The organism is Lysobacter sp. BMK333-48F3, assembly GCF_019733395.1.
Lineage (GTDB): Bacteria > Pseudomonadota > Gammaproteobacteria > Xanthomonadales > Xanthomonadaceae > Lysobacter.
In genome coordinates this window covers 25,954-46,447 of record NZ_JAIHOO010000001.1, presented here as the reverse complement: position 1 = coordinate 46,447, position 20,494 = coordinate 25,954, and the positions used below count along the sequence as shown (strand labels likewise).

At 72.0% G+C, this 20,494-nt stretch carries 1 protein-coding gene; it reads left to right on the top strand.

The features are described from left to right. Positions 1-11 precede the first annotated feature (11 nt). Entirely contained in the window at positions 12-20,459 is a 20,448-nt protein-coding gene (locus K4L06_RS00040) for a non-ribosomal peptide synthase/polyketide synthase (RefSeq protein ID WP_221669438.1), read from the top strand. Positions 20,460-20,494 lie beyond the last annotated feature (35 nt).

Below are 20,494 nucleotides of genomic sequence, written 5' to 3'. Positions count from 1 at the left end.
TGGAGTCAGCCGTGGTCGTGTCTTCGACGTGTTTTTCGCTCGCGCAGGTGCTGTCCCGCCGCGCCGGGGATACGCAACAGCGCGGGCGCGTCGCGTTCCGCTTCCTGGAGGACGGCGAGGGCGACGGTGCCGCTTTGGACTACGCCGGCCTGGAGCGCGAAGTCGCGCGCATGGCGGACGCGCTGGAAGACCTGGCCGCGAGCGGCGAGCGCGTGCTGCTGCTGTTGCCGCCGTCGCTGGACTACATCGTCGCTTTCCTGGCCTGTCTGCGCGCCGGGTTGATAGCGGTGCCGGCGTATCCGCCGGGTAGCCGGCGCGCCCTGCCACGCTTGCGCGCGATCTTCGAGGATTGCCGTCCGGCGGTCTGCATCGCCCTGGACGGGGTGCGCGAACGCTGCACGCGCGAGTTCGGCGCGATCGCCGCGGGCGCGACCTGGTTCGATCCGCGCCAGCAAGCGCCAGCAAGCGCCGACCGGACCGGGCGCGAAGCGCGCGCGGTGGCGGATTCCACGCCTGCGGTGCTGCAGTACACCTCTGGCTCGACTTCCGCCCCCAAGGGCGTGATCGTCACCCACGGCAATCTGGTCGCCAACTGCGCCGCTGCCGTGGCCCGGTACGGCATGGGCCAGGACGACGTCGTGGTGTCGTGGTTGCCGCCGTTCCACGACATGGGCCTGGTCGGCGCGATCGCCTATCCGCTGTTCGCCGGCGCCAGTTGCGTGCAGTTCTCGCCGGCGGCGTTCATGCGCCGGCCGCAGCGTTGGCTGCAGGCGCTGTCGCGCTATCGCGCGACCCTGACGGTGGCGCCGAATTTCGCCTACGCCTTGCTGGCCGAACGCGCGGACGATCCGCAGTTGCGGGGGCTGGCGCTGGACAGCGTGCGGGTAGCGGTGAACGGCGCCGAGCGGATCCGCCCGGACACCTTGCGCCGCTTCGCCCAGGCCTATGCCGACCGCGGGTTCGCGGCAGGTGCGCTGACACCGGCCTACGGTCTGGCCGAAGCCACCTTGCTGGTCGCCGCGCATGTGCGCGGCGCCGGCGAACCGCTGCGTACGATGCTGCTGGACCGCGCCGCGTTGGCGCAGGGATGGGCGGTCGCCGCGACGGGCCACGACGGCATCGAACTGGCCAGCGTCGGCGCCCCGGCCGGCGTACGCGTGTCGATCGCCGATCCGGTCGGCGACGGCCCGGCCCAGCACGGAGCGATCGGCGAAATCCTGGTCAGCGGCGCTTCGGTGACGACCGGTTATTGGCGGCAGCCGGAACGCACGCGAGAGAGCCTGGTCGAACGCGACGGCGAGACCTGGCTGCGCACCGGCGATCTGGGTTTCCTGCACGCCGGCGAGCTCTATATCGCCGGCCGTTCGAAAGAACTGCTGATCCTGGGCGGACGCAACCTGTATCCGCAGGACATCGAGCAAACCGTGGCCACGGCGGATCCGGCCTTCAGCGCCGACGGCTGCGCGGTGTTCGCGCTCGACGACGAGGATTCCGGCGCCTTGGCCGTCGTCCAGGAAGTATCCGGCGCGGCGCCGTCGGACACCGCCGGGCTGGCGGCCAGGATCCGTGCTGCGCTGGCCGAAACCCACGATATCTATGAGGTCTCCGCCATCGTGCTGGTGCGCGCCGGGCATCTGCCGCGCACTTCCAGCGGCAAGGTGCAGCGCGGCCGTTGCCGCGAGCTTTTGCGCGCCGGCGAGTTCGCCGCGTTGTGGCAATGGTCGGTCGAGCAAGCCGGCGCCGACGCGGCGGCACCGCCGCAGCCGGACGATGGCGTCGCCGAGCGGTTGGCGCGGATCGTCGGCGAGGCGATCGGCGCGGTGCCGCAGGACCCGCACCAGGATCTGTTCGCATTGGGCCTGGATTCGTTGCGGGCCAGCATGCTGATCGCGCGCCTGCGCGAAAGCTTCGCGGTGGAGTTGGCGCCGGCGGACCTGTTCGCGTCGCCGACGCTCGCCGGCCTGGCCCACAGCCTGCGCTCGGCGCGGCGCAGCGATGTCGAGATCTTGCCCGCCGCCGACCGCCGCCGGCCGCTGCCGCTGTCGTGGTCGCAGCAGCGGCTGTGGTTCCTGGACCGACTGGACGCGGCGGCCGGTGCGGCCTACCACATCGCCGCCGGCGTGCGCCTGCGCGGTGCGCTGGACGAGTCGGCCCTGGCGCGGGCCTTGCAGCGGATCGGCGAGCGGCACGAATCGCTGCGCACGGTGTTCGAGCACGGCGCGGACGGTCCGGTGCAGGTGGTGCGGGACGAGGCCGGCTGGACGCTGCAACGCGAGGATCTGGAAGCGCTGCCGGCAGAGGAGCGCGAGGCGGCGCTGCAGCAGGCTTGCAGCGGCTGGGCCGCGGCGCCGTTCGACCTGGCGGCGCAACCGCCGGTGCGCGCGCGGCTGCTGCGCCTACAGGCCGATGAGCACGTGCTGGTGCTGGTCCAGCACCACATCGTCTCCGACGGCTGGTCGCAGGGCGTGCTGGTGCGCGAGTTGGGCGCGCTGTACGCGGCCTACGCGCAAGGTCGGCCCGATCCGCTGCCGCCGTTGCCGTTGCAGTACGCCGACTATGCGGCCTGGCAACGCGCGCGGCTGTCGCAGGCGGACCAGGCCGACCAGGTGGAGGCCTGGTGCGCGCAATTGCGCGGTGCGCCCGAGTTGCTGGCGCTGCCGAGCGACCGGCCGCGCCCGCCGGTGCAGAGCTACCGCGGCGGGCGCCTGGCGGTGCGTCTGGATGCGCCGCTGACCCGGCGCTTGCGCGAGCTGGCGCAGGCGCAGGGCACGACCCTGTACACGGTGCTGCTGGCCGGCTGGAGCGCGCTGTTGTCGCGGCTGAGCGGACAGGACGACGTGGTGATCGGTTCGCCGGCGGCGAACCGGCCGCGGGTGGAGCTGGAAGGGCTGATCGGTTTCTTCGTCAACACCCTGGCGCTGCGGATGCGGGTGGAAGAGGGCGCCACGACGGCGGCGTTGCTGGCCCAGGCCAGGGCGAGGGTGCTGGAGGGCCAGGGTCGGCAGGAGGTGCCGTTCGAGCGGGTGGTGGAGGCGTTGCATCCGCAGCGCAGCCTGAGCCACAGCCCGGTGTTCCAGACCTTGCTGAGCCTGGACAACACGCCGCAGCGGAGCTTGGCGCTGCCGGGCCTGGAAGTGGAGGGCTATGCGGTGGCGCACGGCGCGACCCAGTTCGACCTTAGCCTGACTCTGCGCGAGGAAGGAGCGGAACTGAGCGGCGCGATCGAGTACGCCAGCGACCTGTTCGACGCGTCGACGGTGGCGCGCTGGTCGCACTGGCTGGAACGCCTGCTGGGGGCGATGGCGGATTCGCCGGAGGCGGCGGTGGCCTCGCTGCCGTTGCTGGACGAACAAGAGCGCAGGCAACTGCTGCAGGCCAGCGCCGGCGCATCGGCGGAGGCGTCGGATCGGACCCTGGTGGAGCTGTTCGAAGCGCAGGTCGCGCGCACGCCGGAGGCGGTCGCGCTGCGCAGCGGCGAGGCGCAGCTGAGCTATGCGCAACTGGAAGCGGCATCGAACCGGGTCGCGCATGCGCTGATCGGTTTGGGCGTGGTGCCGGACGCCTGCGTCGGCTTGTGCGCCGACCGCGGCGTGGAACTGATCGTCGGCCTGCTCGGGATCCTGAAAGCCGGCGGCGCCTACGTGCCGCTGGACCCGGGCTACCCGCGCGAACGGGTGCTGCAGATGCTCGACGACGCCGCGCCGGTCGCGGTGGTCAGCGCCGGCGGCGCGGCGGCCAGGCTGGGCATCGACGGCTATCGGGTGCTGGAAGTCGAAGCCACCGCCGATAGTCCGCAGACGCATGCGCCCGAAGTCGCGTTGCGGCCTGAGCACCTGGCCTACGTGATCTACACCTCCGGTTCGACCGGCCGGCCCAAGGGCGTGGCGATCGAGCACCGCAATACCGCCAACCTGCTGGCTTGGGCGCAGGGCGCGTTCCAACCTCAGGACCTGGCGCGGACCGTGTGCTCGACCTCGGTCAATTTCGACCTGGCGGTGTTCGAGTTGTTCGTGCCGCTCACTCAGGGCGGCAGCGTGGTGCTGGTGCAGGACCTGCTGCGCGCCGGTGCCGAGCTGGAGGGCGCGACCCTGGTCAACACGGTGCCGTCGGTGCTCAAGGCGGTGTTGGACGCCGGCGGCTTGCCGGCCAGCGTGCGCGGAATCAACCTGGCCGGCGAACCGCTCAAGCGCGAGCTGGTCGAGCAGGCGTTCGCGCAGACCCAGACGGCCTGGGTGGCGAACCTGTACGGCCCGACCGAGACCACGACCTACTCGACCTGGGTGTCGATGCCGCGCGACGCCGGGTTCGTCTCCGGGATCGGCGTGCCGGTGGCGAACACCCGCGCCTATGTGGTGGACGAGCGCGGCGAATTGGTGCCGCCGGGCGTGGTCGGCGAGTTGTGGCTGGGCGGCGCCGGCGTAGCGCGCGGCTATCTGCATCGCCCCGAACTGACGGCCGAACGCTTCATCGACGATCCGTTCGCCGAGGGCGGCCGGATCTACCGTACCGGCGACCTGGTCCGGCGCCGCCGCGACGGCGGCCTGGATTACCTGGGGCGCAACGATTTCCAGGTGAAGCTGCGCGGCTACCGGATCGAGCTGGGCGAGATCGAATCGGCGCTGCAGGCCTGTGCGGGGGTGCGCGAGGCGGTAGTGGTGGCGCACGGCGACGCCGGCGGCGAACGCCGCCTGGTGGCGTACTGGCTGGGCGAGGCGGTGGAGGCGGCGTCGCTGCGCAGCCAACTGCAGTCGCGGCTGCCGGAGTACATGCTGCCGTCGACCTATGTGCACATGGAGCGCTGGCCGCTGACTCCGAACGGCAAGCTGGACCGTGCGGCGCTGCCGGCGCCGGAAGGCGAGGCGCATGCGCGCCAGGCCTACGAAGCGCCGCAGGGCGAAGTGGAGCAGGCGCTGGCGCAGTTGTGGACGCAGTTGCTGGGGGTGGAGCGGATCGGCCGCCACGACCATTTCTTCGCCCTCGGCGGGCATTCGCTGCTAGCGGTGCGGCTGCAGGCGCGGGTGCAGGAACGCCTGGGGGTGGAACTGCCGTTGCGCGAGGTGTTCGCCGAGCCGACCCTGGCCGGCCAGGCGCGACGCGTGCAGGCGGCCGGCAGCGCCGGATTGCCGGCGATCGTGCCGGCACTGCGCGGGCAGCGGCTGCCGCTGTCGTGGTCGCAGCAGCGGCTGTGGTTCCTGGATCGCCTGGATGCGGCGGCCGGCGCGGCCTACCACGTCGCCGCGGGCCTGCGCCTGCACGGCGCCTTGGACGAGGCCGCGCTGGAACGCGCCCTGGCGCGGATCGTGGAACGCCACGAAGCCCTGCGTACCCGTTTCGAGGATGTGGACGGCGAACCGGAGCAGAGGATCGAGCCGGCCGCGGGCTTCGCGCTGCGGCGCGTGGACCTGTCGATGCTGGCGCCGGCCGCGCGCGATGCGGCGCTGCAGGCGCAGCTGCACGAGGAAGCGCAGGCGCGCTTCGACCTGGCGCGCGGCCCGCTGATCCGCGGCCGGTTGCTGAAGCTGGCCGCGGATGAGAACGCGCTGCTGGTGACCCAGCACCACATCGTCTCCGACGGCTGGTCGCTGGGCGTACTGGTGGAGGAATTGCGCGCGCTGTACGGCGCCTATGCGCAGGGCCTGGACGATCCGCTGCCGCCGTTGCCGGTGCAGTATGCGGACTATGCGTTGTGGCAGCGCGGCTGGTTGAGCGGAGCGCGCTGGGAAACGCAGTCGGATTATTGGCGCGAGCAGTTGCGCGGCGCCCCGGAGCTGCTGGCCTTGCCGAGCGATCGGCCGCGGCCGCCGGTGCAGAGCTATGCGGGGCGGATGCACGCGCTGCGTCTGGATGCGGGGCTGACTCAACGCCTGCGCGAGTTGGCGCAGGCCCACGGCGCGACCCTGTACATGGTGTTGTTGGCGGGCTGGAGCGCGTTGCTGTCGCGGCTGAGCGGGCAGGGCGAGGTGGTGGTGGGGACGGCGGTCGCCAACCGTCGCGACAACCGGCTGGAGGGCTTGATCGGCTTCTTCGTCAACACCCTGGCATTGCGGCTGGAACTGCCGCGCGAAGCCAGCACGACGCAATGGCTGGATTCGGTGAAGCGGGTCGCGTTGGACGCCTTCGTGCACCAGGACGTGCCATTCGCGCAGGTGGTCGAATCGGTGGCGCCGCAGCGCAATCTGGGCCACAACCCGTTGGTGCAGGCGATGTTCGTGCTGCAGAACGCGCCGCGCGGAGGCGATCCGTCGCTGCGCGGGCTGGGCGTGGAGCAGATCGCGATGCCGCACACCACCACCCAGTTCGACCTGTCGCTGTCGCTCAGCGAAACCGGCGACGGGCTCAGCGGCACGATCGAGTACGCCAGCGACCTGTTCGATGCCTCGACCGTGGCGCGTTGGGCTTGCTGGCTGGAACGCCTGCTGCAGGGCATGGCGCAGACGCCGCAGGCGCCGGTGGCGTCGTTGGAGCTGCTGGACGCGCAGGAGCGTACGCAACTGCTGCACCGCAGCGCCGGCGCATCGGCGGCGCCGGCGGATCGGACCTGGGTCGAACGGTTCCAGGCGCAGGCGGCGCGCACGCCGGAGGCGATCGCGCTGCGCAGCGGCGAGGCGCAGCTGAGCTATGCGCAACTGGAAGCGGCGTCGAACCGGGTCGCGCATGCGCTGATCGGCTTGGGCGTGGTGCCGGACGCCTGCGTCGGCTTGTGCGCCGAACGCGGCCTGGAACTGATCGTCGGCCTGCTCGGCATCCTCAAGGCCGGCGGCGCCTACGTGCCGCTGGACCCGGGCTACCCGCGCGAACGCGTGCTGCACATGCTCGACGACGCCACGCCGGTGGCGGTGGTCAGCGCCGGAGGCTCGGCCGCCAGGCTGGGCATCGACGGTTACCGGGTGCTCGAAGTCGAAGCCACCGCCGACAGCGAGCAGACGCACGCGCCCGAAGTCGCGCTGCGGCCCGAGCACCTGGCCTATGTGATCTACACCTCCGGCTCGACCGGCCGCCCCAAGGGCGTGATGGTCGAGCACCGGCAACTGCTGCACCTGTGGCAAGGCATGCGCGAGCGCGTGTTCGACGCGCTGCCCTGCGCACTGCGGGTGGCGCTCAATGCCAGCGTGTCCTTCGACGCCTCGCTGCAGGCGCTGGTGCAGCTGGCCTCGGGCCACGCCCTGTGCGTGGTGCCGGCGGCGGTGCGCGCCGACGCCGGGCGCATGCTGCAATTCCTCCAGGCCGAAGCTGTGGCGGTGTTCGACTGCACTCCGGCGCAGTTGGACCTGCTGATTCAAGGCGGCCTGTTCGAAACGCCGCTGCCGCAGCTGCGCGCGATCCTGGTCGGCGGCGAAGCCTTTCCGGCCGCGGCCTGGAAGCGCGCGGCCGCCGCGCCGGTGGCCTGCTACAACGCCTACGGTCCGAGCGAGTGCACGGTCAACAGCACGCTGGCGCGGGTCGGCGCCGAGCGCGGCCCGCACCTGGGCGAACCGCTGCCGGGCGTGCAGGCCTATGTGGTCGAAGCCGACGGCCGCCTGGCCGCGCCGGGCGTGGTCGGCGAACTGTGGCTGGGCGGCCACGGCGTGGCGCGCGGCTATCTGCGCCGGCCCGAGCTGAACGCCGAACGCTTCATCGACAATCCGTTCGGCGACGGCCGCCTGTACCGCAGCGGCGACCTGGTGCGCCGCCACGCCGACGGCACCCTGGAATACCTCGGCCGCAACGACGATCAGGTCAAGATCCGCGGCTACCGGATCGAGCTCGGCGAGATCCAGGCCCGCCTGCGCGCGAGCGAGGGCGTGCGCGACGCATTGGTGACCCTGGTCCGCGATCGCGACGGCGAACCGCGCATCGCCGCTTACATCGTCCCCGATCCGGCGGCCGCGGACGCTTCCGCGGCGGACGCGCAGGTGGAGCAGTGGTCGGGCGTGTTCGACGAGCAGGCCGACGAGGACGGCGGCGACGGTTCGGATCGCTTCGACACGATCGGCTGGAACAGCAGCTACACCCGCGAGGCGATCCCGGCCGAGAGCATGCGCGAATGGCTCGACGCGACCTTGGACCGGATCCGCTCGCTGAGTCCGCGCAAGGTGCTGGAAGTCGGCTGCGGTACCGGCCTGTTGCTGCAGAACCTGGCCGCGGGCAGCCGTCGCTACGTCGGCACCGATCTGTCGGCGCGCACCGTAGCCAAGCTGGCGCGGCGCATCGCCCGCGATCCGGCGATCGCCGCGGTCGCCCAGGTGGCCGCAGCGCCGGCGCACGACCTGGCCGCGGTCGAGGGACGGTTCGACACCGCCATCCTCAATTCGGTCGCGCAGTATTTCCCCGATGCCGACTACCTGGAACGCACCCTCGCCGCGATGCTCGCGCGGCTGGAGCCGGGCGGCTGCCTGTTCGTCGGCGACATCCGTCACTGGGGGCTGGGCGAAGCCTTCCATCTGTCGGTGGCCTTGCACCAGGCCACGGCCGGCGCCGGCGACGCGCAATTGCTCGAACAGGCCCGGCGGCGCGCGTTGGCCGACCGCGAGCTGCTGGTCGACCCGAGCTGGTTCCTGGCCCTGCGCGATCGCTATCCGCAGATCTGCGACATCCGCATTCTGCCCAAGCTCGGCGAACTGCATACCGAGATGACGGCGTTCCGCTACGACGTCGTCGTGCGCACTCGCGGCGAGACGGCCGAACCGGCGCCGGTGCCGCGTCCCGACTGGCGCGACTGGCGCGACGCCGCCGCACTCGAGGCCGCGCTCGACGCGGCCGCGGCCGATCCCTCCTCGATCGTCGGCCTGCGCGGCATCGCCCATCCCTGGGTGGCGCCGTTCGCGCGCATGCTGGAACAGCGTTGCGTAGCGCCCAAGTCCCTGCCGTACCGGCCGCAGGCCGAAACCGACGGGCCCAGCCTGGGCGTCACCCCGGCCGAACTGGCGGCGATGTGCGCGCGGCGCGGCTTGTCCTTACGCCTGAGCTGGGCCGACAGCGGCGGCGACGGACGCTACGATGCGGCGATCGGCGCCGAAGCGCAGCTGCAGGCGCTGACCGGCGCGTCGTTTCCGAGCGCGCCGCCGCCGTCGTCGTTGCACAGTTGGCCGTTGTTGGCCGCCGCTTGCGCCGATCTGCCGATGCGCCTGCGCGCCGCATTGGCGCGCGAACTGCCCGATTACATGCTGCCTTCGGCGTTCGTGCCGATGGCGCGCTGGCCGCTGACCGCGGGCGGCAAGCTCGACCGCGCGGCGCTGCCGCCGCCGGACGAAGGCGCGCTGGCGCGGCGCGCATTCGTCGCGCCCGCCGACGGCGCCGAAGCCGCGTTGGCCGGGCTATGGCGCGACCTGCTCGGGATCGAGCGGGTCGGCCGACACGACCATTTCTTCGAGCTCGGCGGGCATTCGTTGATGGCGGTGCGGCTGGTGGCGCGCATCGAGGAAGCCCTGGGCGTGCAGTTGCCGCTGCGCGAGGTGTTCGAGCATCCCACCCTGGAGGCGATGGCCGCGCAGGCCGGCCGCGCCCGGGCCGGGCGACTGCCGCCGGTGGCGGCGACCGCGCGCGATCGCGACTTGCCGCTGTCGTGGGCCCAGCAGCGCTTGTGGTTCCTCGACCGGATGGACCCAGAAGGCGCAGCGGCATATCGCATGCCCGGTTGGTTCCGGCTCGAGGGCGAGCTGGACGCGGCCGCGCTGCGCCGCGCCCTGGATGCCGTGGTGGCCCGGCACGAAACCTTGCGCACCCGTTTTCCCGAGCTGGACGGAACCGCGCGCCAAGAGGTGTTGCCGGCCGAATCGGGCTTCGCCCTGGAACAGATCGACCTGTCGCACCTGGCCGAAGACGCGGCCTGGGCCGCGGCGCGCGCAGCCTGCCTGGAGCAACTGCAGGCAGGCTTCGACCTGGCCTTGGATACGCCGATCCGCGGCCTGTTGGCGCGGATCGGTCCGCGCTGCCACGCCCTGCTGGTGCTGCAGCATCACATCGCTTCGGACGGCTGGTCGGTCGCGATCCTGGCCCAGGAAGTGTCGGCGCTGTACGCCGCCTTCGCCGCCGGCCGGGCCGATCCGTTGCCGCCGTTGGCGGTGCAGTACGCCGATTACGCGGCCTGGCAGCGCGAAAGCCTGCCGGCGCCGTTGCTGGACCAGCACCTGGCGTTCTGGCGCGCGCATCTGCGCGGCGCGCCCGACCGGCTCGAGTTGCCGACCGACTTCCCGCGGCCGGCTGCGCCGAGCACCCGCGGCGGCGAGCTGATCCGCCATCTGGATGCGCCGTTGTGCGACGCCCTGCGTGCGTTCGGCGCGGGCCGCGGCATGACGCTGTTCATGACCGCGTTGACCGCATGGACCGCGCTGATGGCGCGGCTGAGCGGCCAGGACGACATCGTCGTCGGCGCGCCGGTGGCCAACCGGGTCCGCGCCGAACTGGAGCCGCTGATCGGCTTCTTCATCAACAGTCTGCCGCTGCGGCTGCGCCTGGACGCGGCGGAGACGTTCGAAGGCTTGGCGCGGCAGGCCAAGGCGGTGGCGCTGGACGCCTACCGGCACCAGGACCTGCCGTTCGAGCGGATCGTCGAAGCGGTGCGGCCCGAACACGGCCGGGCCAGCCACGCGCCGCTGTTCCAGACCATGCTGCTGTGCCAGAACATGCCGCGCAGCGAACTGGACTTGCCGGGCATCGAGGCGACCGCGCTGGAGCCGCTGCAGATCGGCGCCAAGTGCGACCTGACCCTGTACCTCAGCGAGGAACGGGGCCGGATCGAGCTGCGCTACGAATACGCGGCCGACCTGTTCGACCGCGCCAGCATCGAACGCTGCGCAAACCATTTCGAGGCCCTGCTGCGGACCATGACCCAGGCGCCCGCGACGGCGATCGTGGCGGCGCCGCTGGCCGGCGTCGCCGCCGCCACCACTAGCGTCGCTGCCGCGGACGGCGACTGCTTCGCCTTGTCGCCGCACCAGGAGCGACTGTGGTTCATCGAGACCTTCGAAGCCGGCAGCCTGTACCCGTCCAGCCCGACCTACCACAACCTGCCCTTGCTGATGCGCCTGAGCGGCGCGGTCGACGCCGACCGCCTGCGCGCCGCGCTGACCCGGGTCGTCGCCGCGCAGCCGGCGCTGCGCACGCGCATCGTCGCCGGCGAGGGACGTCTGGGGCAGCGTTTCGCCGATGAAGCCGAGGTTCCCTGGTCCGAGCTCGAAGCCGAAGCCGATCCGGTGCCGGCGGCGCTGGCCTGGATCGCCGAGCCCATGCCCTTGGCCGAGGGCGCGCTGTTGCGTGCGCGCCTGTACCGCAGCGCAGCGGACAGCGGGCTGCTCGCGCTCGCCGTGCACCATATCGTCGCCGACCGCGCCGCACTGGCGCAGATCGCCGAGGCGATCGCGCAGGCCTACGACGGCGTCGAGCCCGCCGCGACCGAACCCGGCGAGTACCTGTCGCGGCTGCACCGCGGCCAGGACGCGCGACTGACGTTCCAGCCCGATGCGCTGTACTGGCGCCGCCAGCTGCGAGCGCCGCTGCAGGCGGTCGAACTGCCGCTCAATCGCGCCCGACCGACCATCCACACCTACACCGCCGCGCGGCTGGCGTTCCGCATCGACGCCGCGGTCGCGGCGTCGGTGCGGGCGACCGCCGCGCGCATCGGCGCCGATCAAGCGGCCGTTGCCGGCGCGGCTTTCGCGGCCCTGATCCGCCGCTACGCCGGGCACGAGGACATCGTGTTCGGCACCAGCGCCGCCGCCTCCACGACCGGCGTCGTCGGCGCGTTCGCCAATCTGCAGACGATCCGCCAGCGCATCGGCGCCGACACCCGGCTCGACGCGCTGCTCGCCGACAGCGCGCGCCTGCGCGCGGAGGCCGCGGCGCATGCGCAGGTTCCGTTCGATCGGCTGGTGCAGTGGCTGGCGCCGGAAAAGGACATGAGCCGGACCGCGCTGTTCGACCTGCTGTTCCAGTTCGAGCCCGCGGCGAGCCTGCGCCAGAGCGCGGACTTGGGCTGGCGCATCGTCGAGACCAATCTGGGCTACGGCAAGAACGACCTGCACCTGCTGGTCGCCGAGGACGACGACGGCTACGCCTGCCACCTGGTCTACAACGCCGACTTCTTCGACCCGTGGCTGGCCGGGCAGATCGCCGGCCACTACGCCGCGCTGCTTGCTGCGGCCGCCGGCGACGGCGCGCAAACCGTCGATCGGCTGCCCTTGCTGTCCGCGACCGAGATCGATCGCCAGCGCAAACTGGCGCACGGCGCGCAGGCCGACTATCCGCGCGCGCAGACCCTGCACGGCCTGATCGGCCTGCAAGCCGAACGGGCGCCGCAGCGGATCGCCATCCTCGACCAGGACGCGAGCCTGGACTACGCGACGCTGGACGCGCGCTCCAACCGCCTGGCGCGGTTGCTGCTGGCGCGCGGCGCGGCGCCTGGCGACCGGATCGGTCTGCTTGCCGCCCGCTCGGTCGAAGCGGGGGTGGCGATCCTGGCCATCCTCAAGGCCGGCTGCGCCTACGTGCCGCTGGATCCCGACGCGCCCGGCGAACGCATCGCCTTCGCCCTGGCCGATGCCGGCGTGCGGCTGGCGGCAGTCGCCGGCGGTGCGGCGCTGCCGCCCCTGCCTGCAGGCTGCCAGGCGCTGAGCAGCGACGACCCGGCCGCGGCGCGGCTGTCGGACGCGGCGATCGGCATCGACGTGCAAGCCGATGCCGACGCTTACGTGATCTACACCTCCGGTTCGACCGGACAGCCCAAGGGCGTTCCGATCAGCCACCGCAACGTGGTCCGCCTGCTGGTCAACGAGGCCCTGCCGTTCGACTTCGACGGCGACGATGTCTGGTCGGTGTTCCACTCGTTCGCGTTCGACTTCTCGGTCTGGGAACTGTTCGGGGCCTGGGTCCACGGCGCCAGCGCCGCGATCGTGCCGGCGGCGCTGCGGCTCGATCCGCGCGGATTCGCCGATTGGCTGGCGCAGCAGCGGGTCAGCGTACTGAGCCAGACCCCGTCGGCGTTCCAGGCGCTGGCGCGAATGCTGCCGGAGGCGGCCGATCTGTCGGCCCTGCGCTATGTGGTGTTCGGCGGCGAATCGCTCAACCCCGCCAAGCTGGCGCCGTTCCAGCAGCGCCATCCGCAGGTGGCGCTGGTGAACATGTACGGCATCACCGAAACCTGCGTGCACGTGACCTTCAAGCGCTTGGGCGCGGCCGAGCTGGCCAGCGCCGACAACAACGTCGGCCGACCGATTCCGACCACCTCGGTCTACATCCTGGGCCCGGACCGGCAACTGCTGCCGTACGGCGCGGTCGGGGAGATCTACGTCGGCGGGCTGGGCCTCGCCCGCGGCTACCTCAACCGCGAGGCCTTGACCGCCGAGCGCTTCGTCGCCGATCCGTTCCAGCCGGGCGGGGTCCTGTACCGCTCCGGCGACCTCGGCCGTTTGCTCGAGAACGGCGACATCCAGCACCTGGGCCGGATCGACCAGCAGGTCCAGTTGCGCGGTTTCCGGATCGAGCCGGGCGAGATCGAAGCGGCCCTGCTGCGCCTGCCGGCGATCGAAGAAGCGGCGGTGACGGCGCGCGCCGACCTTAGCGGCGACCTGCGCCTGGTCGCCTACCTGGTGCCGGCGCGCGGGGCGCAGCTGGACGTGGCAGGGCTGCGCGCCGCGCTGTCGGCGACGCTGGCCGATTACATGATTCCGTCCGCGTTCGTGCCGATGGCGGCGCTGCCGCTGACCCGCAACGGCAAGCTCGACAGCGAACGCCTGCCGGCTCCGGATCGCGACGCGGTCGGCGCGCTCGCCTACCAGCCGCCGCAGGGCCGGACCGAAGCGTTGATCGCCGAGACATGGGCGCAGCTGTTCGATCTGCCCCGGGTCGGCCGTCACGATCATTTCTTCCACCTCGGCGGTCATTCGCTGATGGTGGTGGCGCTGATCGAGCGGCTCGCCCGCCGTGGCCTGCGCCTGGACGTGCGCAGCGTGTTTTCCGCGCCGGTGCTGTGCGATCTGGCCGCCCTTGCGGCCGATGCGGAGCCGCCGTCGGCGCCGGCCGGTCCGGCGCGCCTGCCGCAACTGGAGCTGGCCGGGGTAGGCGCGGCTCTGGCCGCGGCGCGCGGGCGTATCGACGATCTGGAGGACGCTTACCCGTTGTCGCCCTTGCAGCAGGGCATGCTGTTCCATCACTTGCGCGACGAAGGCCCGGACGCCTATCTGATCCGGACCCTGCTCCAGTTCGACCGGCGCGAAGATCTGCAGGCCTTCGCCGACGGACTGCAGGCGATGATCGACCGTCACGGCATCCTGCGCACTTCGGTGCATTGGCAAGGGCTGGAAGAGCCGCTGCAACTGGTGCATCGCAGCGCCCGGTTGCGGGTCGAACCGGTGGCGCCGGCGCCGGGCGCGACGGCGACGCAGGCGCTGCTGGAGGCCAGCGATCCGGCGCGGCTGCGCCTGGACCTGACCCGGCCGCCGCTGCTGCGCGCGTGGAGTGCGTACGACGAGGGATCCGGCGCCTGGCTGCTGGCGTTGCTCAATCACCATATCGTCAGCGATCACGTCAGCCTCGAGCTGATCCTGGCCCAGGTCGCCGCGCGCGTGCGCGGCGAGCCCGACGCGAATCACGAGGCGGCGCCTTACCGCGAGTTCATCGAGTCGGTGGCCGCGACGCCGGATGCGGCTCACGCGGAATATTTTTCCCGTCTGTTGGCCACGGTCGACGAGATCACCGCGCCGTTCGGCGTGGCGACGGTGGCCGACGGCGTCACCGGCGCGAGCAACGCGGTGCGCCGGGTCGAGGCCGAGCTGGCGCTGCGCCTGCGCGAATGCGCGCGCGAAGCCGGCGTCAGCGCCGCGGCGGTGTTCCACCTGGCCTGGGCCCTGGCGCTGGGCGCCAGCAGCGGACGCAGCGACGTGGTGTTCGGCACGGTGCTGAGCGGGCGCCTGCAGAATCCGGCCTTGGCCGCCACGCCGGGCGTGTTCATCAATACCTTGCCGATGCGGGTCGATCTGGACGCGGAGTCGTCGCGCGCCGCTTTGCGCGCCGTGCACGCGCAGATGGGCGCCTTGCTCGAACACGAGCACGCCTCGCTCTCGCTCGCCCAGCGTTGTTCCGGCCTGGGCGCGGGTCTGGCGCCGTTCGCGGCCCTGATCAACTACCGTCACAGCGCGGGCTTGCTGGCGGGCATCGAAGACGCGGGCGGGACCGGCGCGGCGGATCAAGCCTTCGGCATGCGCCTGTTGGCGAGCGACGAGCACACCCACTATCCGCTGGCGTTGTCGGTCGACGACTACGGCGCGGGATTCGCGTTGAAGGCGCACTGCGCCAAGGGCATCGAGCCGGATGCGGCGCTGGACCGGGTCGAGCATGCCTTGCGGAGCTTGATCGGAGCGCTGGAGGACGAAGTTCGCGGCGGACCGGTCGCTATGCCGTCCGCTCTGCCCTGCGTGTCGGCCGCCGAACGCGCTCGCCTGACCCTGGACTGGAACGCGACTGCCCGCGACTACCCGCAGGAGGTGATGCACGCCGGTTTCGAACGCCAGGTGCGGTTGCAACCGCAGGCACCGGCAGTGCTGTGCGGCGAGGAGCGCTGGAGCTACCAGACGCTCAACCGGCACGCGAACCGGATCGCCCACGGCCTGTTGGCCGAAGGCGTGCGCGCCGGCGACCGGGTCGGGATCCTGCTCGAACGCGGGCCGTGGATGCTGGCGGCGGTGCTGGCGGTGGTCAAGGCGGGCGCGGCCTACGTGCCGCTGGACCCGGCGCATCCGCCGCAGCGCTTGCGCGAGACCCTGCAGGACTGCACGCCGGCGCGGGTGCTGTCGCAGCGTTCGCTGGCCCGGCACGAAGGCGTGTCGGCGGTGCCGGTGCTGTGCGTGGACGAGGCCGAGCGCTGGGACGGCCAGGCGCAGACGAATCCGTCGGCGAGCGGGATCGGCACCGATCCGCAGGCCTTGGCCTACGTGATCTACACCTCCGGCTCGACCGGCCGGCCGAAGGGGGTGATGGTCCGGCACGCGGCGGCGGCGAACCTGTTCGCGTGGGTGGAAGCCAGCTTCGGCATGGGCCCGTCGGACCGGGTGCTGTTCACCACCTCGCTGAGCTTCGACCTGTCGGTGTACGACCTGTTCGGAATGCTGTGGAGCGGAGGCAGCGTGCAGGTGGCGCGCTCGGAGGAGGTGCGCGACCCGGCGCGGCTGGTGGAGCTGCTGCGCAGCGGGATCACCTTCTGGGACTCGGCGCCGGCGGTGTTCGCCGGGCTGCTGGGTTCGCTGCAGGGCGAGGTATCGTCGGACCTGCGCCTGGCGTTCTTCAGCGGCGACTGGATCGGCCTGGACCTGCCCGACGCGTTGCGGCGGGCGTTCCCGCGCTGCGAAGTGGTGGCGCTGGGCGGCGCGACCGAGGCGACGGTGTGGTCGAACTATCACCGGGTGGGGCAGGTGGATCCGGGTTGGAAGAGCATTCCGTACGGGCGTCCGATCTGGAACGCGCGCTACTACGTGCTCGACGGTCGCGGCGAGCCGAGCCCGGTGGGGGTGCCGGGCGATCTGTACATCGCCGGCGCGTGCCTGGCCGCGGGTTACTGGAACCGGCCGGAGCTGACCGCGGAGCGTTTCGTCGCCGACCCGTTCGTGGCCGGTGAGCGGATGTACCGTACCGGCGACCGTGCGCGCTACTGGGCGGACGGAACGCTGGAATTCCTGGGCCGCAGCGATTTCCAGGTGAAAGTGCGCGGCTACCGGATCGAGCTGGGCGAAATCGAATCGGCGCTGCAGGCCTGCGCCGGGGTGCGCGAGGCGGTGGTGGCGGCGCACGGCGAAGTTGGAGGCGAACGCCGCCTGGTGGCGTACTGGCTGGGCGAGGCGGTGGAGGCGGCGTCGCTGCGCAGCCAACTGCAGTCGCGGCTGCCGGAGTACATGCTGCCGTCGGCCTATGTGCACATGGAGCGCTGGCCGCTGACCCCGAACGGCAAGCTGGACCGTGCGACGCTGCCGGCGCCGGAAGGCGAGGCGCATGCGCGCCAGGCCTACGAAGCGCCGCAGGGCGAAGTGGAGCAGGCGCTGGCGCAGTTGTGGACGCAGCTGCTGGGGGTGGAGCGGATCGGCCGCCACGACCATTTCTTCGCCCTCGGCGGGCATTCGCTGCTGGCGGTGCGGCTGCAGGCGCGGGTGCAGGAACGCCTGGGGGTGGAATTGCCGTTGCGCGAGGTGTTCGCCGAACCGACCCTGGCCGGCCAGGCGCGACGCGTGCAGGCGGCCGGCAGCGCCGGATTGCCGGCGATCGTGCCGGTGCCGCGCGGACAGCGGCTGCCGCTGTCGTGGTCGCAGCAGCGGCTGTGGTTCCTGGATCGCCTGGATGCGGCGGCCGGTGCGGCCTACCACGTCGCCGCGGGCCTGCGCCTGCACGGCGCCTTGGACGAGGCCGCGCTGGAACGCGCCCTGGCGCGGATCGTGGAACGCCACGAAGCCCTGCGTACCCGTTTCGAGGACGTGGACGGCGAACCGGAGCAGAGGATCGAGCCGGCCGCGGGCTTCGCGCTGCGGCGCGTGGACCTGTCGATGCTGGCGCCGGCCGCGCGTGATGCGGCGCTGCAGGTGCAGCTGCACGAGGAAGCGCAGGCGCGCTTCGACCTGGCGCGCGGCCCGCTGATCCGCGGCCGATTGTTGAAGCTGGCCACGGATGAGCACGCGCTGCTGGTGACCCAGCACCACATCGTCTCCGACGGCTGGTCGCTGGGCGTACTGGTGGAGGAATTGCGCGCGCTGTACGGCGCCTATGCGCAGGGTCTGGACGATCCGCTGCCGCCGTTGCCGGTGCAGTATGCGGACTATGCGCTGTGGCAGCGCGGCTGGTTGAGCGGAGCGCGCTGGGAAACGCAGTCGGATTATTGGCGCGAGCAGTTGCGCGGCGCCCCGGAGCTGCTGGCCTTGCCGAGCGACCGGCTGCGGCCGCCGGTGCAGAGCTATGCGGGGCGGATGCACGCGTTGCGTCTGGACGCGGGGCTGACTCAACGCCTGCGCGAGTTGGCGCAGGCCAACGGCGCGACCCTGTACATGGTGCTGCTGGCGGGTTGGAGCGCGTTGCTGTCGCGGCTGAGCGGGCAGGGCGAGGTGGTGGTGGGTTCGCCGATGGCGAACCGGCCGCGAGTGGAACTGGAAGGCCTGATCGGCTTCTTCGTCAACACCTTGGCGTTGCGGACGCGGGTCGAGGACTCGGCCAGCGTGGCGGCGTTGCTGGCGTCGGTCCGCGAGACCACCCTGGCCGCCTACGAGCATCAGGACCTGCCGTTCGACCGCGTGGTCGACGCCGTGCAGCCCTCGCGCACCCTGGGCCATGCGCCGATCTTCCAGAGCCTGCTGGTGCTGGACAACGCCGCGGGCGGGCCTGCGGCGACGCTGGCCGGCCTGCGGGTCGAGGCCTTGTCGATTCCGCATGCGACCACCCAGTTCGATATCTCGTTGTCGCTCAGCGAAACCGAGGACGGCCTGAGCGGCGCGATCGAGTACGCCAGCGACCTGTTCGACGCGTCGACGGTGGCGCGCTGGTCGCGCTGGCTGGAACGCCTGCTGGAAGCGATGGCGGATTCGCCGGAGGCGGCGGTGGCCTCGTTGCCGTTGCTGGACGAACAAGAGCGCAGGCAGCTGCTGCAGGCCAGCGCCGGCGTGTCGGTGGAGGCGTCGGATCGGACCCTGGTGGAGCTGTTCGAAGCGCAGGTCGCGCGCACGCCGGAGGCGGTCGCGCTGCGCAGCGGCGAGGCGCAGCTGAGCTATGCGCAGTTGGAGGCGGCATCGAACCGGGTCGCGCATGCGCTGATCGGCTTGGGCGTGGCGCCGGACGCCTGCGTCGGCTTGTGCGCCGACCGCGGCGTGGAACTGATCGTCGGCCTGCTCGGGATCCTGAAAGCCGGCGGCGCCTACGTGCCGCTGGACCCGGGCTACCCGCGCGAACGGGTGCTGCAGATGCTCGACGACGCCGCGCCGGTCGCGGTGGTCAGCGCCGGCGGCGCGGCGGCCAGACTGGGCATCGACGGTTACCGGGTGCTGGAAGTCGAAGCCACCGTCGATAGTCCGCAGACGCATGCGCCCGAAGTCGCGCTGCGGCCTGAGCACCTGGCCTATGTGATCTACACCTCCGGTTCGACCGGCCGGCCCAAGGGCGTGGCGATCGAGCACCGCAATACCGCCAACCTGCTGGCTTGGGCGCAGGGCGCGTTCCAACCTCAGGACCTGGCGCGGACCGTGTGCTCGACCTCGGTCAATTTCGACCTGGCGGTGTTCGAGTTGTTCGTGCCGCTCACTCAAGGCGGCAGCGTGGTGCTGGTGCAGGACCTGCTGCGCGCCGGTGCCGAGCTGGAGGGCGCGACCCTGGTCAACACGGTGCCGTCGGTGCTCAAGGCGGTGTTGGACGCCGGCGGCTTGCCGGCCAGCGTGCGCGGAATCAACCTGGCCGGCGAACCGCTCAAGCGCGAGCTGGTCGAGCAGGCGTTCGCGCAGACCCAGGCGGCCTGGGTGGCGAACCTGTACGGCCCGACCGAGACCACGACCTACTCGACCTGGGTGTCGATGCCGCGCGACGCCGGGTTCGTCTCCGGGATCGGCGTGCCGGTGGCGAACACCCGCGCCTATGTGGTGGACGAGCGCGGCGAATTGGTGCCGCCGGGCGTGGTCGGCGAGTTGTGGCTGGGCGGCGCCGGCGTGGCGCGCGGCTATCTGCATCGCCCCGGACTGACGGCCGAACGCTTCATCGAGGATCCGTTCGCCGACGGCGGCCGGATCTACCGTACCGGCGACCTGGTCCGGCGCCGCCGCGACGGCGGCCTGGATTACCTGGGGCGCAACGATTTCCAGGTGAAGCTGCGCGGCTACCGGATCGAGCTGGGCGAGATCGAATCGGCGCTGCAGGCCTGCGTTGGGGTGCGCGAGGCGGTGGTGGCGGCGCACGGCGACGCCGGCGGCGAACGCCGCCTGGTGGCGTACTGGCTGGGCGAGGCGGCGGACGCGGCGTCGCTGCGCAGCCAACTGCAGTCGCGGCTGCCGGAGTACATGCTGCCGTCGGCCTATGTGCACATGGAGCGCTGGCCGCTGACTCCGAACGGCAAGCTGGACCGTGCGGCGCTGCCGGCGCCGGAAGGCGAGGCGCATGCGCGCCAGGCCTACGAAGCGCCGCAGGGCGAAGTGGAGCAGGCGCTGGCGCAGCTGTGGACGCAGCTGCTGGGGGTGGAGCGGATCGGCCGCCACGACCATTTCTTCGCCCTCGGCGGGCACTCGCTGCTGCTGGTGCGGCTGCAGGCCATGATCGAACGCCGCCTGCAGCGTCGCCTGAGCATGGTGGAGTTGTTCACCCATACCAGCGTCGCCCAACTGGCGGCGTTCGTCCGCGACGGCGAACGCGATGCGGGGCGGCTGGCCGACAGCGACCGGCGCGGCGAACAGCGGCGCGATGCCTTGCGCCGCCGCCGCGGCCGACGCGCGGCGGCCGAGGATGCGGCGGCCGAGCACGAAATCGAACTGGAAGACTGACTACGCACCGGCGACCGCCTGCGGTCGCTGCGGCA